The 23,349-nt window shown below is 73.4% G+C and carries 22 protein-coding genes; 7 read left to right on the top strand and 15 right to left on the bottom strand.

Annotated elements, in window-relative coordinates; translation table 11 throughout:
- Positions 1–51 precede the first annotated feature (51 nt).
- From ACIGXJ_RS30170 to ACIGXJ_RS30160, 3 genes are all read right to left on the bottom strand, one after another.
- Positions 52–1,245 carry a macrolide family glycosyltransferase gene (locus ACIGXJ_RS30170; RefSeq protein WP_399651925.1) on the bottom strand — a complete coding sequence of 398 codons (1,194 nt, stop codon included), beginning with the start codon at positions 1,243–1,245 and terminating at the stop codon, positions 52–54.
- A 9-nt stretch (positions 1,246–1,254) separates the two neighbouring features.
- Positions 1,255–2,058, bottom strand: coding sequence for a class I SAM-dependent methyltransferase (locus ACIGXJ_RS30165; RefSeq protein ID WP_399651922.1), 804 nt, complete (start codon positions 2,056–2,058; stop codon positions 1,255–1,257).
- Between the two features lie 88 nt (positions 2,059–2,146).
- The gene (locus ACIGXJ_RS30160; protein ID WP_399651919.1) at positions 2,147–3,328 is read right to left on the bottom strand and encodes an FAD-dependent oxidoreductase; all 1,182 of its coding nucleotides are present in this window, start codon (positions 3,326–3,328) and stop codon (positions 2,147–2,149) included.
- 212 nt (positions 3,329–3,540) lie between these two features.
- Here ACIGXJ_RS30160 and ACIGXJ_RS30155 point away from each other — a divergent pair, with 212 nt between their 5' ends.
- Positions 3,541–5,145, top strand: coding sequence for a SagB family peptide dehydrogenase (locus tag ACIGXJ_RS30155; RefSeq protein ID WP_399651917.1), 1,605 nt, complete (start codon positions 3,541–3,543; stop codon positions 5,143–5,145).
- Positions 5,146–5,197: 52 nt separating this feature from the next.
- Here the strand turns inward: ACIGXJ_RS30155 and ACIGXJ_RS30150 are convergent, their stop codons facing one another.
- Both ACIGXJ_RS30150 and ACIGXJ_RS30145 read right to left on the bottom strand, forming a co-directional pair.
- Positions 5,198–6,457 carry an MFS transporter gene (locus ACIGXJ_RS30150; protein ID WP_399651914.1) on the bottom strand — a complete coding sequence of 420 codons (1,260 nt, stop codon included), beginning with the start codon at positions 6,455–6,457 and terminating at the stop codon, positions 5,198–5,200.
- Positions 6,458–6,714: 257 nt separating this feature from the next.
- Entirely contained in the window at positions 6,715–7,434 is a 720-nt protein-coding gene (locus ACIGXJ_RS30145; RefSeq protein WP_399651912.1) for a TetR/AcrR family transcriptional regulator, read from the bottom strand.
- A gap of 131 nt (positions 7,435–7,565) precedes the next feature.
- On the opposite strand from ACIGXJ_RS30145, the gene ACIGXJ_RS30140 reads away from it, so the two are divergent.
- The 4 genes from ACIGXJ_RS30140 to ACIGXJ_RS30125 are packed head-to-tail and all read left to right on the top strand — an operon-like array spanning position 7,566 to position 11,722.
- Positions 7,566–8,558 (top strand): ATP-binding cassette domain-containing protein, encoded by a 993-nt coding sequence (locus tag ACIGXJ_RS30140; protein WP_399651910.1) that lies wholly within the window; start codon positions 7,566–7,568, stop codon positions 8,556–8,558.
- Entirely contained in the window at positions 8,551–9,396 is an 846-nt protein-coding gene (locus tag ACIGXJ_RS30135; protein ID WP_399651907.1) for an ABC transporter permease, read from the top strand. The genes ACIGXJ_RS30140 and ACIGXJ_RS30135 overlap by 8 nt, the downstream gene beginning before the upstream one ends.
- A 27-nt stretch (positions 9,397–9,423) precedes the next feature.
- Positions 9,424–10,272 carry an ABC transporter permease gene (locus tag ACIGXJ_RS30130; RefSeq protein WP_399651904.1) on the top strand — a complete coding sequence of 283 codons (849 nt, stop codon included), beginning with the start codon at positions 9,424–9,426 and terminating at the stop codon, positions 10,270–10,272.
- A gap of 55 nt (positions 10,273–10,327) precedes the next feature.
- Positions 10,328–11,722: an FAD-binding oxidoreductase gene (locus ACIGXJ_RS30125; RefSeq protein ID WP_399651902.1), complete on the top strand. Its 1,395-nt coding sequence runs from the start codon at positions 10,328–10,330 to the stop codon at positions 11,720–11,722.
- 87 nt (positions 11,723–11,809) lie between these two features.
- Here the strand turns inward: ACIGXJ_RS30125 and ACIGXJ_RS30120 are convergent, their stop codons facing one another.
- The gene (locus ACIGXJ_RS30120) at positions 11,810–12,295 is read right to left on the bottom strand and encodes a hypothetical protein (protein WP_399651900.1); all 486 of its coding nucleotides are present in this window, start codon (positions 12,293–12,295) and stop codon (positions 11,810–11,812) included.
- A gap of 272 nt (positions 12,296–12,567) precedes the next feature.
- Between ACIGXJ_RS30120 and ACIGXJ_RS30115 the strand changes: the two genes are divergently transcribed.
- Together ACIGXJ_RS30115 and ACIGXJ_RS30110 are read left to right on the top strand one after the other, a co-directional pair.
- The gene (locus tag ACIGXJ_RS30115) at positions 12,568–13,800 is read left to right on the top strand and encodes an MFS transporter (RefSeq protein WP_399651897.1); all 1,233 of its coding nucleotides are present in this window, start codon (positions 12,568–12,570) and stop codon (positions 13,798–13,800) included.
- The gene (locus ACIGXJ_RS30110; RefSeq protein WP_399651895.1) at positions 13,787–14,728 is read left to right on the top strand and encodes a hypothetical protein; all 942 of its coding nucleotides are present in this window, start codon (positions 13,787–13,789) and stop codon (positions 14,726–14,728) included. Before ACIGXJ_RS30115 ends, ACIGXJ_RS30110 begins: the two co-directional genes overlap by 14 nt.
- Before the next feature lie 3 nt (positions 14,729–14,731).
- Here ACIGXJ_RS30110 and ACIGXJ_RS30105 read toward each other — a convergent pair whose 3' ends face one another.
- The 9 genes from ACIGXJ_RS30105 to ACIGXJ_RS30065 form a co-directional block, all read right to left on the bottom strand.
- The gene (locus ACIGXJ_RS30105; RefSeq protein WP_399651892.1) at positions 14,732–16,672 is read right to left on the bottom strand and encodes a S9 family peptidase; all 1,941 of its coding nucleotides are present in this window, start codon (positions 16,670–16,672) and stop codon (positions 14,732–14,734) included.
- 47 nt (positions 16,673–16,719) lie between these two features.
- Entirely contained in the window at positions 16,720–16,941 is a 222-nt protein-coding gene (locus ACIGXJ_RS30100) for a LuxR C-terminal-related transcriptional regulator (RefSeq protein ID WP_399651889.1), read from the bottom strand.
- 64 nt (positions 16,942–17,005) lie between these two features.
- Entirely contained in the window at positions 17,006–17,245 is a 240-nt protein-coding gene (locus ACIGXJ_RS30095; protein ID WP_399651887.1) for a hypothetical protein, read from the bottom strand.
- Complete coding sequence (locus ACIGXJ_RS30090; RefSeq protein WP_399651885.1) at positions 17,242–18,531, bottom strand: DUF418 domain-containing protein; 1,290 nt, start codon at positions 18,529–18,531, stop codon at positions 17,242–17,244. The genes ACIGXJ_RS30095 and ACIGXJ_RS30090 overlap by 4 nt, the downstream gene beginning before the upstream one ends.
- 16 nt (positions 18,532–18,547) lie before the next feature.
- Positions 18,548–19,174, bottom strand: a complete 627-nt coding sequence (locus tag ACIGXJ_RS30085) for a dTDP-4-dehydrorhamnose 3,5-epimerase family protein (RefSeq protein WP_399651882.1) — start codon at positions 19,172–19,174, stop codon at positions 18,548–18,550.
- A gap of 27 nt (positions 19,175–19,201) precedes the next feature.
- The gene (locus ACIGXJ_RS30080) at positions 19,202–20,311 is read right to left on the bottom strand and encodes a DegT/DnrJ/EryC1/StrS family aminotransferase (RefSeq protein ID WP_399651879.1); all 1,110 of its coding nucleotides are present in this window, start codon (positions 20,309–20,311) and stop codon (positions 19,202–19,204) included.
- Positions 20,308–21,066, bottom strand: a complete 759-nt coding sequence (locus ACIGXJ_RS30075; RefSeq protein WP_399651877.1) for a class I SAM-dependent methyltransferase — start codon at positions 21,064–21,066, stop codon at positions 20,308–20,310. The genes ACIGXJ_RS30080 and ACIGXJ_RS30075 overlap by 4 nt, the downstream gene beginning before the upstream one ends.
- Positions 21,056–22,027 (bottom strand): NAD-dependent epimerase/dehydratase family protein, encoded by a 972-nt coding sequence (locus ACIGXJ_RS30070; RefSeq protein WP_399651874.1) that lies wholly within the window; start codon positions 22,025–22,027, stop codon positions 21,056–21,058. The genes ACIGXJ_RS30075 and ACIGXJ_RS30070 overlap by 11 nt, the downstream gene beginning before the upstream one ends.
- Positions 22,024–23,337 carry an NDP-hexose 2,3-dehydratase family protein gene (locus tag ACIGXJ_RS30065; protein ID WP_399651871.1) on the bottom strand — a complete coding sequence of 438 codons (1,314 nt, stop codon included), beginning with the start codon at positions 23,335–23,337 and terminating at the stop codon, positions 22,024–22,026. The genes ACIGXJ_RS30070 and ACIGXJ_RS30065 overlap by 4 nt, the downstream gene beginning before the upstream one ends.
- Positions 23,338–23,349 lie beyond the last annotated feature (12 nt).

Below are 23,349 nucleotides of genomic sequence, written 5' to 3'. Positions count from 1 at the left end.
GGCGCGGGGCCGGGGGTCCTCGGGACGCCGTCGGGGGATGTACGGCGTCGTTCAGGCGGCCGGGGTGTGCCCGGCGTTCTTCTCCAGGTGGGTCAGGATCTCGTCCGCGGCCCGGGCGGCACCGCCCGAGGCGTGGATGTGCTGCTGCAGGTCACGGGCGCTGGTGTACGCCGTGTCGTCGGCGGCCACCTCCTCGATCGCCACGCGGATGCGCTCGGCGGTCGCGTCGGGACGGTCGACGACCCGTGCGACACCGAACTCCGTCAGCTGCCGGGCGAGTCCGTCGGAGGCGGCGAGCTGGGGCAGCACCACGAGGGGCACGCCCGCGTGCAGGGAGTGCATGACCGTGCCCATGCCGCCGGCGCACACGGTGAGCCGGGCGTGGCGCAGCACCGACTGATAGGGGATCCACTCGTGGATCTCCACATGCGACGGCAGCGGGCCCACCGCGGTGGGGTCCGTGCCGGGCCCCACCGCGACGACCACGTGCCAGGGCAGCTCGCGGAACGCCTCGATGCAGCGGCGGAACAGCTCCGGCTGCTGGTTGAAGCTGGTCCCGAGCGACACCAGGGCCACCGGCCGGCCGTCGGCGGGCGGCTGCCACTCCCCCGCGAACTCGCGCTCCTGGAAGCAGGGTCCGACGAACACGTAGTCGTCGTTGCCGACCGCGTCGACGTACCCGAACCGGGCCGGATAGAAGACGATCTTCAGGGCCTCGGGGTCGCCCCGCAGCTCGTGGAAGGCCCGGACCGGGTCCACGCCGTTCATCGCGGCGTAGCGCTGCATCAGGGCGGTCAGCTCGGCGTACGCGGGCTCCCCGATGGCCTGCGGTGTCACGTGCTGGCTGACGCAGCCGACGGGGAACAGCCGGACGCTGGGCACCCGCCACTTCTCCGACAGCAGCTCGCCGATCCAGCGGACGAAGCCGTCGTAGACCACGAGATCGGGCCGGTCACCTGCGAAGTGCCGCTCGAACAGGGTGGTGGTGGCGATGCCCTCGCGCACCCCGCCGAGCAGGACCCGGGCGAGCCAGTTCTCGGTGCCGGGCGGGAAGTCGCGCTGCACGTCGACGGTGGAGTCGTAGGTGAGCACGTCCGCGCCGGTCGCGGCGACCTGCTCGGCGTAGGCGGCGGTGGCCGGGTAGGTGACCCGGTGCCCGCGGCGCACGAGTTGCTCGACGACGGCGAGGGTCGGGGTGAGATGGCCGGGGGCGGGGATGTTGAAGAAGGCGATGTGCCTCCCCATGGCTGCTCCTCAGGCTTCGCGCTGGCCGCGCACGGAGATGAACTCGTGGCTGCGCACGACCATCCGCGGGTCGGTCATCAGCACGTTGACGAAGCGGTCCACGTCGGCCGCGGGCAGGCCGTGGGCGACGATGTCGTCGCGCTTCTGCGCCACGTTGTTCTGCAGCAGCCGGCAGCCGTGGGAGCCGCCGTGGAAGCTCTCGAAGTGCCACCGGGTGCGGGTGTTGACCAGGCCCGCGTCCATCATGGTGGTCTCCACGTGGTGGCCCCAGTCGCCGTGCGTGTGGGTGGCGGTCATGACGTCGTACAGGCCGTCGAGGACCGTGCGGAAGATCTCCGCGTCCTCTTCGGAGGGCGCCGCCACGACCCGCGGCTTCGAGCGCACGAACTCGCCGAGCAGCAGCCAGCCGCCGGGCTTGAGCTCGCCGGCGAGCCGGTGCACCAGCTCGACGCGGTTGTCGAGGTGGTGGGTGAGCAGCCGGGCGTGGATGATGTCGAACGGCCCGCTCACCGGCAGGGGTTCGCCGCTGCCCAGGTCCTGGGTGTGGACGGTGATGTTGGGGCCGCCGGGGATCATGTGGACGTCCTGGTCGATGGCGGTCACCGTGCCGCGTGGGCCGGCCAGGCCGGACAGCATGCGGGTGACGGAGCCGCCGCCGGCGCCCAGGTCGAGGCAGCGCGCCCCGGCCGGCACGCCCAGTTCCAGCAGTTCGTTGCGGGTGAACGGATCCAGGAAGGCCTGCAGCGGGGTGAGCTGTTCGGGCACGTTGTGGAAGACGTAGTCCGCGGTGTTCGTCTCGATCGTCTGGCTCATCGCATTCCTCTTCTGGGGCTCTGCCGGGTCCGAAGGGCCGGGGAACGTCGGAAAGGCGCCACACCGTCGGCGGGCGTCTGACGGGTTGTCACGGGGTGTAGCCGAAGAGCTGCTTGTCCCGGTACGTCTCCTCGCGTCGCTTCAGCGAGCGGATGACGAGGTCCCGGATCCAGCCCGCGACGGGGTTGGTGGTGTGCCCGAGCCGGGCGATCAGCCGCGAGTGGTGCACGATCTTGTTCGCGCGCCTGGACCTGGCCCTCTCGTACGTCCGCAGGGCCGTGCCGATGTCGCGGGCACGGGCGAGGGCGTCGGAGAGGAACGCGGCGTCCTCCAAGGCCATGTTGGCGCCCTGGCCGAGGACGGGCCCGATCGGGTGGGCGGCGTCGCCGAGCAGGACCAGCCGGCCGGTGTGCCAGCGGGCGAGCGGCGCGCAGTCGTGCACGTCGGTGACCACGATGTCGGCGGGGTCGGTGGAGGCGACGGTGTCGGGCAGCGGCTGCGCCCAGTCGCCCCACAGCTCCAGCAGGTCCGCCTTGGCCCGCTCGGCGCCCTTGACCGGCCAGCTGCCCTCGGCGGCCTTGACGGTGGCGGTCCAGAACAGCCGGGTCTCGTCGACGGCCTCGGCGAAGAAGTGCCCCGCGGGGCCCACCAGGACGAAGCCGTCGCTGTGTTCGGCGGGCCGCTTGGCGATGCCGCGCACGGAGGTGAACAGATAGCGGGTGCGGGCCTCGGGCACGACGGTGGTGCGCAGGGTGGAGCGGACGCCGTCCGCGGCGACGACCACGTCCCCGTGGACGGTGCGTCCGTCGGCGAGCCGCACCGAGGCGGCCTCTCCCGCGCAGTCCGCTGCGGTGACACGGGCGTTGTGGTGCACGGTCACGCTGCCGCCGGGGCCGGGCCGCTGGACGGCCTGCACCAGCAGCCGGTGCAGCTCGGCCCGCAGGATGCCCACCAGCGGGGCTCCCCACTTGTCGGGGAAGCCGGCGAGGTCGCGGCTCTTGAGCAACCGGCCGTCGGAGCTGAGGATGGGCATGCTGTCGCGGTGCCGGGTGCTGGGCCAGCCGGTCTCGCGCACCCGGGCGCCCAGCCAGGGGCTGATGCGGTCCAGGGACTTGACGCCGTTCGGGGTGAGCTCGATGCCCGAGCCGGTGTTGCCGAAACTCGCGGCTCGCTCGAACACCTCGACGTCCAGGCCGCGTTCACGCAGCCCGACGGCGAGCGCGAGCCCGCCGATACCGCCTCCGACGACGAGCACTCTGGCCGTTCCCATATCAGCACCCCACGGGTCGTCCGTTCCGTCACAGCCGCGGTTGGCGGGCTGCCCCCGATGCTCACCGGCGCGGCGGGTGCCTGTCTTCGCCTCGATTGCTCCACGAGATCCGCGGTCCCGGCGCGAGTCGGCCGCCATGGGGGCGCGCGTAGCGTGCGAGGTCCGCGCGCGTGCGGCGCGCTTCGAACCGCGGACCCGAGGACGGACGGCTCATGACCGAGACCCAGCCCTTCCGAGACGGATACGACACCGAGGCCCTTCGCGGCTGGCGTTCCCTGCGCCTGCGGCCGGCCGGCGCGGACGCCGAGCGGCTGCTGCACACCGTCGTCGCGCCCTGGGCGGCGGGCGCGCGGGCCGACTGGTACTGGGAACGGGCCGCGGACGGCGAGGACGTGGTGCTGTCGGTGCACGGCACCGTCGGCGAGGAGCCCGTCGACGCCGCCGTGGAGGTGCCCTGGGACGCCCCGGGGCGGTTCGGCGGGCCGCTCGGGGCCGCCGTGTGCGCGCGGCACCTGGCCGACGGGTGCGCGGCGGTGCTGCGGACCCTCGTCGAGTGCCCCTCCCCGGAGAAGCGGCAGCGGGCGCTGGCCGGGCTGCTGTTCGCGGCGGTCAGGGCGAGTGGGGCCGACTGGGCCGGGTCGGTGACCTGGCTGCGCGGGCACGCCGGTGCCGCCGGGGACGCCGAGACGGTCGCGCAGGGCCGTGCGGCGGCCGAGGCGGCCTACCTGCGCGACGAGGCGGAGCACGGGCGGCGGCTGGCGGCCTGGCGGGAGGAACTCCCCGTCGTCAGCAGCCCGCTGGGCGCCTGGTACGGGCTGCTGCAGCGTACCTGGGCGGAGTTGGTGCGGCTGGCGGAGGCCGGCCGGCTGACCTGCCCGGCGCCCGAGGTGTACCGGGCGCTGCTGCGGGTGCACGCCGGGCAGCTGGGGCTGGCCGCCCGGGAGGAGGCGTACGCCGCCTGGCTGCTGTCGCTCGGTGTCGCGCGCCCGGCGCCCGCGGAGCCGTTCTTCGCGGACGGGCCGCAGGCGGTGGACCGCAGACTGCACGAGCAGAGCAAGTACTTCGCCCCGCGCCTGGTGGACCAGAAGCCCGACATCCCCGGCTCCACCCCGGCCGGGCGGCAGCCGCTGCCGACCCCGCTGGCCACCGTGCCGCTGCCGCCGCCCGAGGGGCCGGGCGACGGCGCGCCGTCCCTGGCGGAGGTGCTGCTGGCCCGCCGCAGCGGCTACGGCCGCTACGGCGGCACGCTGAGCCTCGCCGAGCTGAGCGGGCTGCTGTACTTCTCCGCCGGGGTGACCGCCGACAAGCTGATGCCCGGCGCGACCGGGCCGATCCGGGTCCGCCCCTACCCGAGCGGCGGCACCCGCTACCCGCTGCGCGTGCTGCTGTACTGCCACGCGGTCGAGGGCCTGGAGGTCGGCACCTACCTCTACGAGCCCGAGTCGCACGCCCTGTCGCTGCTGAGCACCGAGGACGTGCGCGAGCAGCTGATGCGGTTCGCCCCGGCGACCGATCCGAGCGTGCCCGCGCCTCCCAAGGCGGGCGGCAAGCTGTACGTCACCGAGTGCCCGCTGTGGGTCTTCACCGTCGCCGACCTGACGTACCAGCGTCTGCACTACGGGCTGCGCTCCTACCGGCTGGTGATGCAGGAGAGCGGCCACCTCGCCCAGAACCTGGCGCTGGTGGCCACCTGGTTCGGCCGCTCCTCGGTGGGCCTCGGCGGCTTCTACGACGACACGGTCAACCAGGCGCTCGGGCTGGACGGCGTCAACTCCGGTGTGGTGTACGCGCATGTGGTCGGGGACATCGCGGAGTGAGGGGACGTCGAAGGGGCCCGCGGCCGGTGGCCGCGGGCCCCTTCGACGTGTCTCAGCGCTTCGCGCGGGTGCGCTCCGCCCAGCGGACGGACGGCCCGGTCAGGCACAGCCCGACGGCGAAGAGACCGGCGAGCAACGCCCAGCCGGGGCCGCCGAGTTGCTGCGGCAGGGTGGTGACCAGGACGGGCCCGACGATGACGGCGACCGTCTCACCGGCCGCGAAGACGCCGCCGTACTGGCCCTGGGCGTCGTCGGGCGCGAGTTCGTAGCGCAGGCCCCACCGGCCGCTCTGGCCCCAGATCTCACCGAGGGCGTAGAGCACGGCGGCCCCGCCCAGCGCGCAGGCGGCGAGCGGCGCGGACAGCCCGGAGGTCACCGCGGTGACGAGACAGCCGGCCGCGAGCACCAGGTAGGTCAGGTGCTGCAGCCGGGCCGCGCCCGCCACCGTGTCGGCGCCGCGGGCCGCCCACACCTGGAGGAAGACCACGATGACGGTGTTGATGCCGAGCAGCCAGGCCGCCAGCGGCCGGGGCGCCTCGGTGCGGGTGACCAGCCACACCGGCAGGCCGACGGTGACGATGACGGGCCCGATCCGGCCGAGCCCCGCGACCTGGGCGACGGCGATGTAGGGCAGGTCGCGCAGCGCGGCCCAGCGCTCGGCGCGGGCGGCAGTGCCGTCCCCCCGTACGCCGGGAACGCGGGGCAGCCGCAGGTAGAGCAGGGTGGCCACGCCCATCGCGGCCGCGTTGACCCAGATCAGGGAGAGGTAGGCGGGCTTGGTGTCGGCGGCGAGGGCGAGGCCGCCGCCGAGGGTGCCCAGGGTGAAGCCCGCGTTGAGCACGGAGCGCAGATGCGCGGAGAGGCTGACGCGTTCCTCGCGGCTCATCACCCCGGAGATCAGCGCCGACCGCGTGACCTGGCCGCCGCTCTCGGTGACCCCGATCAGTCCGATCACCAGCAGGTAGGCGGGGAAGGAGGCGACGAACGCGGCCCCGACGAGCAGCAGCATCTTGGCGAACGCGAGCGCCGCGGTGACCTCTCGGGGGCCGTAGCGGTCGGCGAGGTGCCCGATCGGCACGTTCAGCGGCAGGCTCGCGATCCCCGCCAGCGACAGACCGAGGCCCACCTGGCCGGGCGTCAGGCCGACGTGCCGGACGAAGTAGACGGCGGCCGCGGACAGATACAGGCCGCCGCCGAGTCCGGCCACCGCGGAGCAGAGGTACAGAATTCGGCCCGGTCCGGCCGGCGGGATCAGCCGCGCGCTCCACGACACCCCGCTGCGGGCGCGCGACTCCTGGACGGTGGTGCTCAACTGGGGCCTCCCGCCCTCGACTTCAGCACGTTCGGACCGTGCCGATTGTCGGGACGGGCACCCTCGGCGCGCGCCGCGCACGTTGCCCTGCCGGGACCCGAGCACGGGTCGAGGCCCCGGGCCCGAGCCGCCCGCACGACTGTCGGCGTCAAGTACTCGAACAGGCCGGTGTCAAGGGCTTGAGCGCGGCGGAGCCGCGGGCTCGAGGCATGTGGTGCGAGGGGCTCGAGGAACGTTCCTTCGGGCCCCGACCGGGGTCAGGAATGCTGGGGGGCGCCGACGGCGATCTGGTCGGCGAAGTTCAGCAGTTCCATCTCGAACAGCGCCTCGGAGTTCCCCGCCGCCCAGGGCATGTGCCCGAAGATCTCCATGGAGATGATGCCGTAGATCCTGGCCCACGCCGTGAGGAAGACGAAGATCACGGGCAGTTCGATGCCGTGCTCCTCGGAGACGAACTCGCCGAGGGCCGCGCCGAGCCGCTCCTCGATCAGGTCGCGCGGGGGCGTGCTGAGCCGGCCGCGCCGCCACAGCTCGGCGAACTCGCCGATGAACAGCCGTCCGAAGCACATGGACGCGTGGTCCCGGGCCGAGCCGGGAGGCGCGGTCACCCCGGGCGGCGGCGGACCGAGCATCAGCCCGAACTCCTGCGGGTGTTCGAGCCCCCAGTCACGAAAGCCCCGCGCCATCGCCTGCAGCCGCTCCACCGGGTCGTCGCCGTCGACCTGGTCGCGGGCCTTGAGCAGGGCGAGGCGCAGTTCCTCGAAGAAGTCCGCGCGCAGGTCGACGACCAGCGCGTCCAGGTTCGGGAAGTACCGGTAGAGCGCGGAGGCAGTCATGCCGATCTCACGCGAGATGGCACGCAGCGAGACAGCGGGCGGACCGCCGTCGACGAGGAGCCGGCGTGCCACCGCCTTGATCTCGGCGGCCGCCTCGGCCCGGCGCCGCTCGCGCCAGCCACCCGTCACCGCGTCGCTCATGAGACCTCCTTCAGCCTGCTCCGGGAGAACGCGCTTGACACAAGAGTACACCCTCGACGAAAGTAAACAGCGTTCACTGTTCGGCCAGGCGTTCTCGCTGCGGCCGCACCAGACGAGATTGAAGGTGTGATGTGAGCACGCAATCCGACCTCCTCACCTCGGAACACCGGGCCGCGGCTCAGGGCGGGACACCCGCGATCGAGATCGTCGGTCTGACCAAGACCTATGGCACGGCCGACACCAAGGCGGTCGACGACGTCTCCCTGAGCGTCCCGGCCGGCACCGTCTTCGGCTTCCTCGGCCCCAACGGCGCGGGCAAGACCACCACGATCAAGATCCTCGCCGGGCTGCTGTCGGCCACCTCCGGCCAGACCCGTCTGAACGGCTTCGACGTGGTGCGCCGCCGCTCTGCCGCGATGGAGCAGTTCGGCGCGGTCCTCGAAGGCTCCCGGAACGTCTACTGGACCCTGTCGGCCTGGCAGAACCTGCTCTACTTCGGCCGGCTCAAGGGCATGCGCACCCCCGCCGCCCGGGCCCGCGCCGAGGTACTGCTCAAGGGCCTCGACCTGTGGGACCGGCGCGACGAGAAGGTCGGCGGCTACTCGCGCGGCATGCAGCAGAAGGTCGCCATCGCCGCGGCCCTGATCGCCGACCCGCCGATCGTGCTGCTGGACGAGCCGACCCTCGGCCTGGACGTCGAGGCGACCCGCACGGTCAAGGACTGGATCCACCGCCTCGCCCGCGAGGAGGGCAGGACCATCCTGTTGACCACCCACCAGATGAACGTGGTCGAGGAGGTCTGCGACCGCGTCGCGGTCATCCGCAAGGGCCGCGTCATCGCCGACCTGCCGACCGAGGAGCTGCTCGGGCAGTTCCGCCAGCGCGACCGCTACGAGATCCGCGTCGAGGGCGAACTGCCGGGCCTGGACCTGCCGGAGGGCTTCACCGCCACCTCCCGCGAGGGCGCCACCACCATCAGCGGCCGGGTCGCCGACCCGCAGGAGGTGTACACGCTGGTCGACCGGCTGCGCGAGCGGCGGGCCGTCGTCCAGTCGCTGTCCCAGCTCCAGCCCGACCTCGAGGACGTGTTCCTCGCCCTGACCAAGGAGCGCGCCGATGGCTAGCGCCACGCACACCGCGCCCCTGCCGTCGCCCGGCAGCTGGCGGCTCACCCCGCGCTCCGGGGCCGCCGTCGTCGGCGCCGAGGTCCGCAAGGGCATCGCCTCCCAGCTGGCCCACCCGGTCGGCCATGTGATCACCCTGCTGATCAGCACGCTGCTCTACCTCGGCATGCAGTACGTGATGGGGCAGGGCAAGCTGCGCCACGACCTGCTGCCCGAGACGCTGGTGGCCATCAGCAGCTACTGGTTCCTCAACTACGCGAGCCTCGTGATGGTCTCCGACCTCATCGAGGAGAAGCGCGGCGGCACCTTCGCCCAGGCGAACATGGCGCCCGCACCGCCCTGGGTCATCATGATCGGCCGGCTGATCACCGCCTCGGTGATGGGCGGCGTGGTCGCCATCGCCGCCACGGCGGTGCCGGCCCTGGTCGGCGGGGTCACCTTCCCGCTGCGCTGGGCGGCGCTGATCCCGTACGCGCTGGTCATGGTGAACGTGCTGACGTTCACCTTCGTGCTGGCCGCGCTCGCCATCGGCTCCCCCATGGTCGGCGCCCTGCAGTCGCTGGCGACCTCGCTGGTCATCCTGCTGAACGGCTCGATGCTGCCGCTTGACCTGTACCCGGACTGGCTGGCCGTGGTGGCCCGGTTCCTGCCCACCACGCTCGGCGTCGAGGCGACCAACGCCGTGCTGTTCGACGGCGAGTCGCTCGGCGGCATCTGGAGCGACGGCACGCTGCCCTGGCTGCTCGCCTACACCGTCGCCCTGGCGGTGTTCGGCGCCCGGCTCTTCCTCCGCAACCACCGGCGAGCGGTCCGCGACGGCCGGCTCGGCCAGTACTGACGACATCGAAGAAAGGGGAGCGAGATCATGACGACACTCACCCCCACCGTGCGCGTGGAGGCCCGACGGGGCCGTACGGGCGCCTGGTTCGGCGGCATCGCCACCGAGGTCGGAAAGGGCGTGGCCGGACTCGTCGCGGGCTGGCGGGAGATGCTGGTCCAGGTCATCACCTTCCCGCTGTTCTACCTGCTGCTCGTGCTGTTCATGGGGCGCGGCCAGCTGCGGGACGACCTGCTGCTGCCGGGCCTGCTCGGCATGGTGTCCCTGACGTTCATCCACGAGCAGGTCAACCGCGCCTTCTGGAGCTTCCTCGGGGACATCCAGTCGGGTGTCCTGGAGCAGACCTACCTCAGCCCGCTGCCGTCCTGGACGCTGATCCTCGGCCGGCAGGTCTCCGCGATGATCGCGGCGCTGCCGTCGGCCGTCGCGGTGCTGATCGCCGGGTACGTCACCATCGAGGCGCGCGGCGGCGACATGCCGTTCGACGTGCAGGTGCTCGTGCCGCTCGCGACGATCGCCGCCGGCACCTGCGGACTGGCCCTGATCCTGTGCGGGCTGACGCTGGTGTACAAGCGCATCGAGATCATCACGCAGGTCTCGGTGGCGATCTGGTTCATCGCCGGAGGCACGTTCGTGCCGCTGGACAAGATGCCCGACTGGTCGGCGTTCCTGAGCCGGCTGATCGTGCCGATCGCCCCGGGCATCGAGGCGATGCGGGACATCCTCATCGGCGGTCACTCGCTGACCGATCTGCAGACCGGCTGGGGGCTCGGCTGGCTGCTGCTGCAGCCCGTGCTGATCGTCGCCGCCGGGATCGTGCTCTTCGCCCGCCTGGAGAAGGTCGCCAAGCGCCGGGGCACCCTCGGCCGCTACTGACCCCCCTCACGAGAAGGCGCTCCCCACCCACCACGAGAAAGAGAAGTGAGCTGACATGACGGAGAACCGCTCCGAGGGCGGAGCCCTCGACACGGCGGCCCAGACCCTGCGCCGGCACGTCAAGGGCACCGTGTCCCTGCCCGGCGAGGACGTCTACGACACGGAACGCGCCGCCTGGAACCTGCGGATCGACGCGCACCCGGCCGTCGTCGTGCGGGCCGCGGACGCGGACGACGTACGCACCGCCGTCCGCACCGCCCGTGAGCACTCCCTGCCGCTCGCGGTGCAGTCCACCGGGCACGGCACCCTGCGCCCCTCCGACGGCGGCGTGCTGGTCAAGACCGGCGCGCTGAACTCGGTGGACGTCGACCCGGTCCGGCGCGTCGCCCGGGTCGGCACCGGCGCGCTGTGGTCGGACGTGATCGCGGCCGCGGCCCCGCACGGACTGGCCCCGCTGTCGGGCACCCCGTCCGTCGGTGTCACCGGCTACACCCTGGGCGGCGGCATCGGCTGGCTCTCCCGCCGCCACGGACTGGCCTCGGACAGCCTGCTCAGCGCCGAACTGGTCACCGCCGACGGCGAGTTCACGGTGGCGAGCGCCGAGGAGAACCCCGGCCTGCTGTGGGCGCTGCGCGGCGGCAGCGGCAACTTCGGCGTGGTCACCTCGATGGAGATCGCGCTGTACCCGGTCGGGCCGGTGTTCGCGGGCATGTCGCTGTACCCGGCCGACCGCGCCCCCGAGGTGTTCCGCCGGTACACCGAGTGGGCCGCGGGCGAACCGGACGGGTTCAACACCGCCGTGCTGCTGCTGCAGATGCCGCCGCTGCCGATGGTTCCGGAGCCGGTGCGCGGCAAGCGGGTCCTGGCGGTCCGGGTGTTCAGCGAGGGAAGCGAGGAGGAGGCCCGCCGGGAGCTGGCGCCGGTGCTGGCCGCCGCGGGCGACCCGCTGCTGCCCGGCTTCGGGGAGATGGACTTTGCCCGCGCCGGTGTCGCCATCACCGGCCCGCCGCCGCCCCCCATGGCCGCCAGGCAGCACTTCGACCACTTCCGCGAGCTGCCCGGGGACGCGGTGGACGCCATCGTCAAGGAGGCCGGAGAGGGCTCCGACCCGGCCATCTCCGCGGTCGAACTGCGGCACTGGGGCGGCGCGATCGCCCGGACCGACCAGCACACCGGACCGGCCGGCCACCGCGACGCCGACTTCTCCGTCATCGTCACCGCGATGTTCGACGGGGTCCAGGACCGCGCGCAGCAGGAGGAGCGGGTCGGTGAACTCGCCGCGCTGCTGCGGCCGTACGCGCACGGCGGGAAGTTCCTGAACTTCCTCAGCGACCTGTCCCTCACCCATGCCGCGTTCACGCCGGAGAACCACGCCCGGCTGGTCGAGGCCAAGCGGCGCTGGGACCCGGACAACTTCTTCCGCCTCAACCACAACATCGCCCCGCACTGACCGCGGCCACACACACCGGCGCCCGCACCTTTCGGTGCGGGCGCCGGTGGCTTCCAGGAGGGATCACACAGTGGCCGTACGGGTGGTTCAGCAGAGCACCATCACGGAGGCCTGGACGAAGCGGTGGTCCTTGAACTGCTCCATGACCGGGCCGAACGCCTCGGCGGCGGTCTTCGGGGCCGGCTCGGGGGCACCGACGCTGAAGTCGTGCGTCTCGTCCAGGGTGGCGCGGACCTGCTCGCCCGGGCAGTGGACACCCTTGTTGGCGACCAGGACGTCGGTGAGCTGGGTGACCATGTCGCCCAGGCTCTCGTCGCCCCAGGCCGCGACGGTGCCCTCGGCGTCACCGAAGCTGAAGCGCTCGAAGACCCGCGCCTCGGCGCGGCCCTCGCCCTGCACCATCAGCATGTACACGCGGCGCTGGACCAGGGACTCGGGCAGGCCCGCCAGGTGCGCGGTGACCTTCTCCGGGGAGCCGTAGAACGTGTGCGTCTGGCAGTCCCAGGCGGACGGGGCACAGGCCTTGGCGTGGACCTGGGTGGACTCGGTCTCGATCTGCAGGTTCTGCGTCACGGAAAACTCCTCGTTCGTCTCGGGGCCGGATTTCCACCGACCGCCGGAGCGATTCGGCGATGTCCACGAACGTAGGTGAGAAATACCGGATGTGTCGATCGTGCTTTCTCCCGTGAGGTGAACACCCCACGGGCGGTGCGGTCGAATTCCACTCGCGTCCGGCTCGAACGGACAACGGGTCGACGCCCTTGGCGGCAAACAGCGTTGACGGCTCGACTCCGCCGGTTCGACGATCTGAACACCACCGCAGAATTCCGAGGGAGTTCCACATCATGGGAGCACTCAATCACTACAGGGCGGCGTTACGGTCCCCGGGAATTCCCCGGGTCGTGGCGGCGACCTTCACCTGCCGTCTGCTGTCCGGCATGGTGAGCCTGGCGCTGCTGCTAGCCGCCCAGGACGCCAGCGGCAGTTATGCCGACGCCGGCCTGGTGACCGGTGCGTACGCGGTGGCGCTCACGTTCACCTCGCCGCTGTGGGGCCGGGTGTCGGACGTGCGGGGGCTGCGCGCCTCGCTGCTGCTGGCCACCCTGCTCCAGGCGCTGGCGTTCACCGCGTTCCTGCTCGTCGCGGCGCTCGCCCCGGCGCCGCTGCTGCTCGCCGCCGCCGCGCTCGTGGTGGGTGCCTGCACACCGCCCTCGGGCGCCGTGTCCAACACGGTGTTCACGACTTGCGCGACGGGTGAGGAGCAGCGCAGGACGCTGCTGGCGCTGTCCGGTCTGATGACCGAGAGCGTCTTCGTGTTCGGTCCGCTGCTCGTCGCCGCGGTCGTGGCGCTGTTCTCACCGTTCGCGGCCGTCGTGAGCACCGCGGTCGTCTCCGCGGCCGGCGCGTTGTGGCTGGCCGGGGCCGCCGCGGTGGCGGCGGTGGACCGGCGGGCGGCCGAACGGCCCCGGCACGGGGGCTTCTCCTGGCCGGCCGGGCAGAACCGGATCCTGCTCACGATCGCGCTGGCCGCCATGGCCATCGGCGCGGTGCAGGTCACCACCGTCGCGCACGCCGACGGCATCGGTGCCAGCGCCGGCCTGCTGATGACCGTCACCGCGTGCGGCGGCATGCTGGGCAGTTTCCTGTACGGCGGCACCCGGCTGCCGGGCTCGCAGACCCGCCAGCTCACCGTCGTGCTCGGGCTGTACGCGGCGGCGATCGCCGTCCTCGTGGGCGAGCCCGCGCTGCTGTGGACGCTCCTTGCGCTGTTCCTGGTCGGGTTCGTCAACGGTCCGGCCGACGCCATGGAGGCGGCGGTGGTATTCGAACGCTCCACCCCGGAGAACCGCTCCCAGGCCTACGGGCTGCTGATCTCCGCCAACTGGATCGGCTTCGCCGCGGGCTCGGCGCTCGCGGGTCTTGCCGTCGAACACTCCACCCCCGGGCTCGGCGCCGTCGTCGGCACCGTGACGGCCCTGGCAGCGGCGTGCGCGCTGCTCCAGCGGCGCCCCGCACGGGACGGCGACGCGCACACCGGGGACCGTACCGAGAAGGGAGTCTCCCATGTCGAATCCTGAGGTCACGCCGCCGGGCGCGACCGGCTGGGAACACGCCGAGTTCTACGGCTGGTCGGGCACCTGGCAGGAGGTGGCCAGGCGGCTGTTCGCGGTGCCCGCCGGGCTGCTCGCCCACCCCCGGGTGGCCCTGCTGCTGCAGGGCGAGGGGCGTGCGGACGTACGGCTGTTCCAGCGGGCGGTGCCGGGCGCCGACGAGGTCGGCACGCTGGAGTGGACGGGCGAGGACCTCGACGGGCTGCCGGAGCGGCTCGCCGGGCTGCTGTGCGGCAACTCCGCGGCGGGCGGCCTGCGGCAGGCGATCCGCACCACGGTCGCGGAGCTCACCCCGTTCGTGGACCTGGGCTCCACCCCCGCCCCGGCCACCGCGCGCGGCGCGTTCGGGCATCCGCTGCGGCACTACCCGGAGGACGGCCGGCTCTCGGCCTACCTGCTGACCGTGCCGGTGCGCTCCCCGGGCGGGCCGCTGCCCGTGTTCGCCAAGGGGCCGAAGCAGTACCCGGGCTGGGAGTGGTACAGCGTCACGGCGGCCCGCCGGGACGCGGCCGGGGTGCTGTTCGGGCTGCCCCGGGAGATCGCCGGCCGCGACCGGTACGCGCTGTTCCTGCAGATCCGGGACGAGGCGGAGATCCATCTGTTCGAACGGCCCGCGCCGCAGTCCGAGGAGATCGCGGTGCGGGTGTGGCGGGGGCCGCGGCTCGGCGACCTGCCGGGCAGGTGCCTGCGCGCGCTGGCCGCCGCGGGACGGTCGCCGTCGGCCGGGGGCGAGGCGGTGCGCGATGTGCTGGCGGAGGCCGGCGTGTGGACGGCGGCGAAGACGTCCCTCGCCCCGGTCTCCCCGCGCGGGGCGTTCGGTCTGCCTTTCGACAGCCTGCGCGGGGAAACGGACGAGGCGGCCGCGTTCGTCAACGCGGCCGCCCTGGTGTTCTGAGCCTCACGGGATTCCCGGGTGTTCCCCGTCCGCGGCCGTCAGCCGCAGGCGGGGAATTCCTTTGGGCGAGAAACCGAATATCTGCGCGTAGAAGGAGAGTTCCGCCTCGAACGCGGTGATGATGTTCCGCTCGTCGCGCAGCCCGTGTGACTCGCCGGGAAAGGTGAGATAGGCGTGCGGAATTCCCCGCAGGCGCAGCGCCGTCGCGAAGCGCTCGGACTGCGCGGGCGGCACCACCGGATCGTCGAGTCCCTGCAGGAGCAGCACCGGGCAGCGGACGTCGCCGACGCGGCCGAGCGGCTCGCGCCGTGCGTACACCTCGGGGTCGGCGGAGCCGACGAGTTCGAAGATGTAGCGGGACTCGAAGTCGTGGGTCTCGGCGGCGAGGGCCCGCAGCGAGGACACCCCGAAGTAGGAGACGCCGGCGGCGAACTCCTCCCGCGAGGTGACCGCGGCGAGCACGGTCCAGCCGCCCGCGCTGCCTCCTCGTACGGCGATCCGCCCCGCCCGGGCGAGGCCGCGGGCGACCAGTTCGCGGGCCACCGCGGCGATGTCCTCGACGTCGGCGACGCCCCAGCGGCCGCGCAGCCGGTCCCGGTGGGCGCGGCCGAAGCCGCTGGACCCGGTGTAGTTGACGTCGACCACGCCGACGCCGTGCCCGGTGAAGTAGGCCTTGGCCAGGTCGAGTTCGGGCCCGGCGAAGCCGGTGGGGCCGCCGTGCACCCACACCACCCAGGGGGTGTGCCCGTCCGGGTCGCCGGGCAGGGGCGCGGTGGGCGGGTAGACGTACGCCTGGACGGGTGAGCCGGCACTGCCGGGCACCGTCAACTCGTACGGCACGGGCAGGGCATGGGCCGGCGGGAGGCGGTCGGTCTGGCGGGCGAGCACCTCGTGGCGGCCGGTGCCGACGTCCACGCGGACGACGGCCCGGGCGAGCGTCGGCGAGGCGGCGACACCGACGACCGTGTCCCCGGCCACGGCCAGGTCACCCTCCCAGCTGTCGTAGGGCAGCGGCACGTCCCGCAGGGTGCCGTCACGGGGGTCGAGGACGCCCAGGCGCAGCGGGCCGCGGCCGTGCAGCACGGCGAGCCGGCCGTCGCCGAGGACGCCGTAGGGGCACTCCCCCAGCTCCCAGGGCGGCTGGGCGAACTCCTCCGGTGCGAGGTGCAGCGGCCGCGGGGGTGTGCCGTCCAGCGGGATCAGGTGCGGGTTCCACCAGCCGGAGGCGTCGGAGACGGCGTACAGATGGCCGGCGTCCCGCCAGCGGGGGGCGAGCACCGACTCCTCGGGGCCGCCCAGCACCGTGACGGGTTCGGCGAGCGTGCCGTCCTTCGTGACGGCCGCGACCCGCAGTTCGGTGCCGTCCCAGGGCATGCGGGGGTGGTCCCAGGTGAGGTAGGCGAGCCGGGCGCCGTCGGGGGACACGGTGGGCGCGGCGTAGAAGCGGGACCCCTCGGCCAGCACGCGGACGGCCGAGGGGTCGGTCGAGGCGGCGCCGTCCAGCGGCACCGCGGCGAGGCAGCGCACGGTGCCGCCCCCGGTGTCCTGCTCGCGCACGCACCACACCTCGGTGCCGTCCGGGCCGAGGACCAGGTCGGCGTAGCGGGCGTCCGCCGCCTCGGCGGGCGGCGGGCTGAGCGGGACGGGGTCGCGGCCCGGCCGGGCGCGGTGGATGCGCTGGTCGGCGGCGTGGGTGAAGAGCACGCTGCCGTCGGGCAGGACGAGATGCGCGCGCCCGCCGTACTCGTGCACCCGATGGGTGACGCTCCAGGGGGCGCCCAGGACGTCCCGGGCCCCTCCGGAGGCGTCGTGGCGCACCAGGGCCGTGCGGCCGGCCTCGTGCGGGCGGCGCTCCTGCCACCACACGCCCCGGCCGGGGCCGTCGGAGACGACGGTGGGCGAGCCGAAGGCGATCCGGCCGCGTGCCACGTCGGCGGCGGTCACTGGCGGGGGCGGTCCGGCGGGAGCGGCGGACGTCCGTGCGGGGCCCGTCATGAGGCGCGCGGGGCCAGGACCGGGTCCGGACTCCCGCCCGACAGCAGCCACTTGGCGACCATCGCGGCCCTGGTGTGCACCTGGTAGCGCAGGTACAGGCGCTGCAGATGCGAGTCGACGGTGCGGGCGGACACGCCCAGGCGCCGTGCGATCTCCTTGTCGCTGCAGCCCTCCGCGATCAGCGACAGGATCTGCCGCTGCCGCACGCTTACGTCCATCGGTCCTCCTCGTTCTCCTCGTGCGAGGGCATGGGGGCGGGACGCGGTCCCGGCGAGGGGGCGGTCAGCCCACGCGGCCGCGGCGGGCGCGGGCCCGGCGGCGGATCATCATCGCGACCGGGATGTGCAGCAGCAGCGCGGCGACGACGACGGCCACGACGACCATGCCGAACTGGGCGCTCACCCACAGGTGCACGGCCACGCCCAGGACCAGCAGCAGGCCGAGGCCGATCTTGAGGCCGCGGCCGCCGCGGCGGGCGCCGTCGTGCCGTCCGGTGTGCCGGTGGTCGGTCTGTGCGGTCATGGGGTTCTCCTCTGCGAGGTGGTGGCGGGGTGGGGGGTACTCACCGCGGCGGTCCGTCCGTAGACGAGCCGGCGCAGCAGGGCGTCGACGGGTCCGCGCCTGCCGTGGTGTTCGAGCAGGTTGGCGAAGAGCCCGGCGGCGGCCCATACGGCGACGGCGGTCAGCGCGGCGCCGGTGGCGTGGATGTGTTCGCCGAGGCCGAGGGCCATCGGTGACAGCAGCAGCGCCAGCAGGGCGGACTGCAGCAGGTACGTCGTCAGGGACCGCTTGCCGACGGCGGCCAGGGCCCGCCCTGCCGGTCCCGCGCCCAGGCCGCGTTCCGCGCGGCGGGCGGCGATCAGGCCGAACACGGCGGCGTAGCCGAGGCCGCCCGCGAAGCCGGTGACGATGTGCAGGGCGGTGGCGAGGCCCTCGGTGACGTCGGAGGTGTGCCAGGCGCCGGAGCCGATGAGGGCCAGCGGCACCCCGCCGGCGAGGGACACCGGCAGCCCGACGGCGGCGACGCGGCGCAGCAGGGTGCGGTGGTCGGCCGGCCGGTCCAGCCAGTGGCGGCGGGCGGCGATGGCGCCGAGCAGGATCGCGGCGGGCACGGGCCAGCCCAGCAGGACGTGGATGTCGGGGAAGAGCGCCTCCCCGGCGCGGGTGCCGAGCGCGTCGGCGTAGTCGTGCGCCCAGATGGTGCCGCGCGGGTTGTCGGCGTGGGAGTCCTCGGCGGTGGCCAGGGCGACGGCGAAGACGGAGGCGAGGGCGAAGCCGACGGCGGTGGCGATCCACGCGCCCCGCCGCAGCGCCCGGTCGCCGCGCACGAAGAGCCAGCCGAGCACCAGGGCGGCGACGCCGTACGGGCCGAGGATGTCGGCGGGGAAGATCAGGATGTAGTGGACCAGGCCGAACAGCACCAGCCACACGCCGCGCCGGGTGAGCAGGCGGCGGGCGGCGCGCGGGGTGCTGCCGGCGGCCAGTTGGCGGGAGACCAGGGTGGCCATGCCGTAGCCGAAGAGCGCGGCGAACATCGGGTAGGCGCGGTTGTCCACGCCGGCCAGGCCCAGGAAGGTGATCGCCCGGTCCAGGGCGTCGCCGCCCTCGGGGTGGGTGAGGACACCCGGGTGGGCCGTCATCACGTACAGCGGCGCGTGCGCGAGGACGATCAGCAGCAGCATGAAGCCGCGGGCGATGTCCGGGGCGAGCGCGCGTTCGCCCCGGGTGGTGGACCCGCGGGCGGGGCCGTGCACGGACTGGCCGGGGGCGCCCGGCCCCGGCGGGGTGCGGAGTGCGTCTGTCTCCATCGGCTTGGGTGACCTCTCAGGGAACGGGGTGAGCGGGGACGCCCTGCGTGAGGGCGCGCTCGCGGGCGAGGCAGTCGTCGTAGTGGGGCAGCAGCCCCGCGGCGGCCGCCTCGGCGAGGGTGGGGGCGGCCCGGTCGCGGTCCGACACGACGGGGTCGGTGTCCTCGGGCAGCGGCAGGCCGAGCGCGGGGTCGAACACGGACAGGGCCAGCTCGTTCTCGGCGACGTAGGTGCTGGAGAGCATGTACGCCATCACGGTGTCGTCCTCCAGCGCGACGAAGGCGTGGCCGACGCCGAGCGGGAAGTACAGGGCGCGGAAGTCGCGCTGGTCCATCAGGACCGCGTCCCACTGGCCGTAGGTCGGTGAGCCGACGCGGATGTCGACGACGATGTCGAGCGCGCTGCCCCGGGCGCAGTACACGTACTTGGCGGTGCCGGGCGGGGTGCGGGTGTAGTGCACTCCGCGGACGACTCCCCTGCGGGAGCGGCTGTGGTTGGTCTGGCGGACCGGGAAGAGGGGTGCGCCGTGCGCCTCGGCGAAGGCCTCCTCCTGGTACGGGGAGACGAACAGGCCCCGTTCGTCGGGGAACACCCGCGGGGTGAACTCCAGGGCGCCGTCGACGGCCAGTTTGCGCGCTTGCATGTCAACTCCCGATGGTGAAAGGGCTGTTCAGAGACGGGCGAGCACCTCGCGCAGGGCGTCGATCACCTCGTCCTGGGTGGCGCGGGGCAGTGAGGGGTACATCGGCAGGGAGAAGATCTGCCCGGCCAGCTCCTCGGTGACCGGCAGCGCGCCGGGCCGGTAGCCGAGGTGGGCGAAGCCGGTCATGGTGTGCACCGGCCAGGGGTAGCTGATGTTCAGCTCGATGCCGCGGGCCTTGAGCGCGGCGAGGATGTCGTCGCGCCGGGGGTGGCGTACGACGTACACGTAGTACACGTGGTCGTTGCCCTCGGCGGTGCGCGGCAGCACGAGGCCGGTGTCGCCGAGCGCCTCCTCGTAGCGGCGGGCGATGGCGCGGCGGGCCTCGATGTACGTGTCGAGCCGGGTGAGTTTGCGGCGCAGGATCTCGGCCTGGACCTCGTCGAGGCGGGCGTTGTGACCGGGGGTCTCGACGACGTAGTAGCGCTCGGCCATGCCGTAGTAGCGCAGTCTGCGCAGCCGGGCGGCGGTCTCGTCGTCGTCGGTGAGGGTGGCGCCGCCGTCGCCGTACGCGCCGAGGACCTTGGTCGGGTAGAAGGAGAACGCCGCCGCGTCGCCCCGGCTTCCGGCGATACGGCCGTGCCGTCGGGCCCCGTGGGCCTGCGCACAGTCCTCCAGCACGACCAGGCCGTGCTCGCGGGCGAGTGCGAGCAGCGGGTCCAGGTCGACGCACTGGCCGTACAGGTGGACCGGCAGCAGACAGCGCGTGCGGTCGGTGAGGACGCCGGCGACCTGGGCGGTGTCCATGAGGTAGGTGTCGGGATCGACGTCCACGAAGACCGGGGTGGCGCCGACGGCGTCGATGGCCACCACCGTGGGGGCGGCCGTGTTGGAGACGGTGACGACCTCGTCGCCGGGTCCGACGCCGAGGGCCTGCAGCCCGAGCTTGATGGCGTTGGTGCCGTTGTCGACGCCGACGCAGTGCCGTACGCCGTGGTAGGCGGCGAACTCGTCCTCGAAGCCGTGCATGCTGTCGCCGAGGACCAGCCGGCCGGAGCCGAAGACGGTGTCGACGGCGTCGAGGACGTCCTTGCGCTCCTCGTCGTACTCGCGCAGGTAGTCCCACACCCGTGTGGTCATGACGGCTGCCTTCCTTCCAGGGTTGCGATGAACAGGCCGCGCCCGGAGAGGGCGCCGTCGAGGTACTCGACCGCGAATCCGCTGTCGGTGAGCGCGCGTTCGTACGCGGCGCGGGGGAACAGCCGGTGGCGGTAGGACTCGGTGAAGTGCCGGGCGCCGCTCACCGGGTCGGCGACGACGTAGTGCACGTCCATGCGGGAGCTGTCGCCCTCGCGCACGGAGTACGACAGGCGGGTGATGGTGCGGTGGTCCGGGGTGAGCACGTCGGCGGTGACGTACCCGTCGAGGAAGGTCTCCGGGAACCACCACGGGTCGATGACGGCGACCCCGCCGGGCTCCAGGTGGGCGGCGAACCGGCCTGCGGTGGCCCGCAGTTCGGCGGTGGAGTTCTGGTGGGCCACGGCCGTGAACAGGCAGGTGAGGGCGGAGTAGCGGCGGCCGAGCGCGAAGGTGCGCATGTCGCCCTGGTGGAGGGTGAGGCCGGGCAGCCGCTCACGGGCACGGGCGAGCATCGCCGGGGACAGTTCGAGGCCCTCGGCGTGCGCGAACCGGTCCGCCAGATGGGCGAGATGCGCTCCGGTGCCGCAGGCGACGTCGAGCAGCGAGGCGGCACCTGGCCGGCGCTCGAGGATGCTGTCGGCGACGAAGGCGGCCTCGGCGGCGTAGTCCTTGCCGCGCAAGGTGTAGATCAGGTCGTAGATGCCGGCGAAGTCGGGGCCGTAGCCGTCCTGCGCGGTCACGGTCTCAGGACTCATCGCGCGTCTCCTTCCACAGTGCGGCGACGGTGTGGCGCAGGCCCTCCGCGAGGCCGGTGCGCGGCCGCCACCCGGTGACGGCGGTGAACGCGGAGGCGTCGACGGTCACGTCGCGGAAGTCGGTGACCGGGGCGTGCTCGGGTGCCGGGGTCTGCACGACCGGCACCGGGGCGCCGCCGGTGTGCTCGGCCGCGTACCGGGCGAGCGCGGTGAACACGTCGCCGAGCCGGTCGCCGCGGCCGGCGCCCAGCGGCCAGGTGCGGCCGGTGAGCCGGTCGGCGTGGTCGAGGCCCGCGGCGACGGCGCGGGCGATGTCGTCGACGTGGACGAGGTCGCGGCGGACGCTGCCGTCGTGCCACATCCGGATCTCCTCGCCGGCGAGGGCGCGGCGGGCCATGAAGGACACCACGCCTCGGTCGGCGCCGCCGGGGGCGTACCCGAACACGGTGGGCAGGCGCAGCAGCACGCCGCGCACGGTGCCGTCGGCGCTCGCCTTGGCCAGCAGCCGTTCGGCCTCCAGCTTCTGCCGGTCGTAGTCGGTCTCGGGGTGGTCGGGCTCGGAGCCGTCGATGGGGTGCTCGGGCGGCACGCCGATCTGCGAGGCGGCCCCCGCGTACACCACGACGGGCGGCGGGGTGCCGGCCGGGCGGTCGGCGAGGGCGGCGATCAGGTCGCGCATCACGCCGATGTTGACCTCGGCGGCGCGCGGGTCGTCGGCGGCGGCCCGCCAGCCGCCGTCGTTCAGGACGGTGTGCACGACCGCGTCGGCGCCCGCCACGACCCGGGCGACGGCGCCTGGTTCGGTGAGGTCGGTGATGCGGGTCTGGATCCGGGCGGTGGCCCCGTCGGGCAGCGGGGCGGGGCGGCGCGAGACGGCGCGCAACCGCACGGGCCGGCGCGCGAGTTCGGCGACGACGGCGGAGCCGACGAAGCCGGAGGCGCCCAGGACGGTGATCCTCATGTCGGTGCGTCCCCCTGGGTGACGGCCCGCAGACAGGCGAGCAGGCTGCGGGTCTGCATGTTGACGTAGTGGCTGTGGCGCAGCAGCGCCGCGAGCTGGCGCAGCGTCACCCAGCGGTGGCCGGGCGGCTCCTCGAACGGCTCGGTGGCGACGACGAGATGGCGGCTGCGCGTGTGGTGGAAGCGCCCGCCCTCGTCGGAGAGCGTGACGTCGTACAGCACGGACTCGGGGCCGGCCGAGAGCACCTCGTCGAGGAACGGCGGGCGGGCGCGGGCCGGCAGCCGGTCGACGTTCTCCGGGGTGCACTGCACGGTCGGCGCGAGTTCCGCCACGTCCACCAGGCCGGGCTCGGTGCGCAGTTGGAGCAGCACGTGCGGTTCGCCGTCGACGTGGGTGAGGAAGAGGGCGACCAGGCCGGTGCCGCGAGCGGCGATCATCGGCTGGCTCCAGCCGCCGATCTCCCGCCCGCCGGCCGCCACCCGCACGCCGATGACGTCGAAGAAGCCGCCCGACTCGTGGCTGATGGCGTCGTCGCCGCGCCGCCAGCCGGCGAGGCCGGCCAGTGGGGCGCTGCTGGTGCGGGTCTCGGTGCGGCTGCGGGTGTCGCTGATCCAGTGCAGCAGCTCGTCGAGGGTGTGCAGCGAACGCCCGCCCTCCGGCGCGGTCGGGCCCGGCCACCAGGCCGGCAGACAGGCCAGTACGGAGCGGGTGTTCATGTTGACGAGGTCGTTGTGGCGCAGCAGTTCGGCCACCTCGGCGGGCGTGAACCAGCGGAAGCCCTCGCCGAGGGGGACGTCGTCGTCGGTCTCCACGACCATGTTGCGGTTGCGTTTGCCGAGGAACCAGGAGCCCTGCTCGGACTGGCGCACGTCGACCAGGACGCGGTGGTGCGGGCCGGGCTCGGCGAAGTAGCGCAGATACGGCACGGACCGGCCCTGGTGGACGCCGGTGAAGTTGCTGCGGGTGGCCTGGACGGTGGGGGAGATCTGCAGCAGGTTGATGTTGCCGGGTTCGGCCTTCGCCTGGAGCAGCAGCCGGGGCCCGGCCGGGGTGCGCCGCACCAGGATGCCGAGGATCCCCGTCTCCGGCTGCAGGATGATCGGCTGCTGCCAGTGCGGCACCGCGTTCTGCGGGCAGGCCACGGAGACACCGCGGACACTGAAGAACCGGCCCGTGCGGTGCCGGATCTCCCCCGTGTCCGCGTCGGTCGACCAGTCGTCGAGAGCGCCGAGGGGGACCCGTTCGGTACGGGTGTAAATACGCTCTTCGAGCGCGCCGAGCCAGCCGAGGAATTCCTTGATGTCAGTCATGGCCACTCTCAC

The organism is Streptomyces sp. NPDC053367 (assembly GCF_044545925.1).
GTDB lineage: Bacteria > Actinomycetota > Actinomycetes > Streptomycetales > Streptomycetaceae > Streptomyces.
This window is presented reverse-complemented; position numbering and strand designations above follow the sequence as displayed.

What these genes read in the sequence shown, in the direction of transcription:
- ACIGXJ_RS30170 (WP_399651925.1), bottom strand. Translation starts at nt 1,245, where the DNA reads ATGGGGAGGCACATCGCCTTCTTCAACATCCCCGCCCCCGGCCATCTC.
- ACIGXJ_RS30165 (WP_399651922.1), bottom strand. Translation starts at nt 2,058, where the DNA reads ATGAGCCAGACGATCGAGACGAACACCGCGGACTACGTCTTCCACAAC.
- ACIGXJ_RS30160 (WP_399651919.1), bottom strand. Translation starts at nt 3,328, where the DNA reads ATGGGAACGGCCAGAGTGCTCGTCGTCGGAGGCGGTATCGGCGGGCTC.
- ACIGXJ_RS30155 (WP_399651917.1), top strand. Translation starts at nt 3,541, where the DNA reads ATGACCGAGACCCAGCCCTTCCGAGACGGATACGACACCGAGGCCCTT.
- ACIGXJ_RS30145 (WP_399651912.1), bottom strand. Translation starts at nt 7,434, where the DNA reads ATGAGCGACGCGGTGACGGGTGGCTGGCGCGAGCGGCGCCGGGCCGAG.
- ACIGXJ_RS30135 (WP_399651907.1), top strand. Translation starts at nt 8,551, where the DNA reads ATGGCTAGCGCCACGCACACCGCGCCCCTGCCGTCGCCCGGCAGCTGG.
- ACIGXJ_RS30130 (WP_399651904.1), top strand. Translation starts at nt 9,424, where the DNA reads ATGACGACACTCACCCCCACCGTGCGCGTGGAGGCCCGACGGGGCCGT.
- ACIGXJ_RS30125 (WP_399651902.1), top strand. Translation starts at nt 10,328, where the DNA reads ATGACGGAGAACCGCTCCGAGGGCGGAGCCCTCGACACGGCGGCCCAG.
- ACIGXJ_RS30115 (WP_399651897.1), top strand. Translation starts at nt 12,568, where the DNA reads ATGGGAGCACTCAATCACTACAGGGCGGCGTTACGGTCCCCGGGAATT.
- ACIGXJ_RS30110 (WP_399651895.1), top strand. Translation starts at nt 13,787, where the DNA reads ATGTCGAATCCTGAGGTCACGCCGCCGGGCGCGACCGGCTGGGAACAC.
- ACIGXJ_RS30100 (WP_399651889.1), bottom strand. Translation starts at nt 16,941, where the DNA reads ATGGACGTAAGCGTGCGGCAGCGGCAGATCCTGTCGCTGATCGCGGAG.
- ACIGXJ_RS30095 (WP_399651887.1), bottom strand. Translation starts at nt 17,245, where the DNA reads ATGACCGCACAGACCGACCACCGGCACACCGGACGGCACGACGGCGCC.
- ACIGXJ_RS30090 (WP_399651885.1), bottom strand. Translation starts at nt 18,531, where the DNA reads ATGGAGACAGACGCACTCCGCACCCCGCCGGGGCCGGGCGCCCCCGGC.
- ACIGXJ_RS30085 (WP_399651882.1), bottom strand. Translation starts at nt 19,174, where the DNA reads ATGCAAGCGCGCAAACTGGCCGTCGACGGCGCCCTGGAGTTCACCCCG.
- ACIGXJ_RS30080 (WP_399651879.1), bottom strand. Translation starts at nt 20,311, where the DNA reads ATGACCACACGGGTGTGGGACTACCTGCGCGAGTACGACGAGGAGCGC.
- ACIGXJ_RS30075 (WP_399651877.1), bottom strand. Translation starts at nt 21,066, where the DNA reads ATGAGTCCTGAGACCGTGACCGCGCAGGACGGCTACGGCCCCGACTTC.
- ACIGXJ_RS30070 (WP_399651874.1), bottom strand. Translation starts at nt 22,027, where the DNA reads ATGAGGATCACCGTCCTGGGCGCCTCCGGCTTCGTCGGCTCCGCCGTC.
- ACIGXJ_RS30065 (WP_399651871.1), bottom strand. Translation starts at nt 23,337, where the DNA reads ATGACTGACATCAAGGAATTCCTCGGCTGGCTCGGCGCGCTCGAAGAG.